The sequence below is a fragment of the Campylobacter concisus UNSWCS genome, assembly GCF_000466685.1.
In the GTDB taxonomy this organism is placed as follows: Bacteria; Campylobacterota; Campylobacteria; order Campylobacterales; family Campylobacteraceae; genus Campylobacter_A; species Campylobacter_A concisus_A.
Map to the genome: position 1 here is coordinate 1 of NZ_ANNG01000173.1, position 283 is coordinate 283.

Sequence of the window (283 nt, forward strand, 5' to 3'; positions counted from 1 at the left end):
ATTTAGTATTATTGAGCCACTATTAAAATGTCCTAGAAATTTTTCATCGTCTTTTCCTTTTGCGAATTTATCATCAATTATTCTTAAAGATATGCCATTAAGGTCAAGACCTGCTTTACTTGCAAATAGCTCTATAAATTTATTTCCTAAAGCCTCTTTTTCTTCTATGGTAACACTATCATCCGTTAGTTTTTGAGCAAGCTCTTTGCCTAATAGTTTTCCAGCTTCATACTGTGCAACATTTTCTTTTACTTCACTATTAAAATTAAGCTCGCCTGTTTCT

1 protein-coding gene is annotated in these 283 nt (G+C 31.4%); it reads right to left on the minus strand.

The window, feature by feature from the left end:
- Positions 1-283 (minus strand): hypothetical protein (locus tag UNSWCS_RS12285; protein ID WP_035144356.1); only part of this gene is annotated, 283 nt, incomplete at both ends.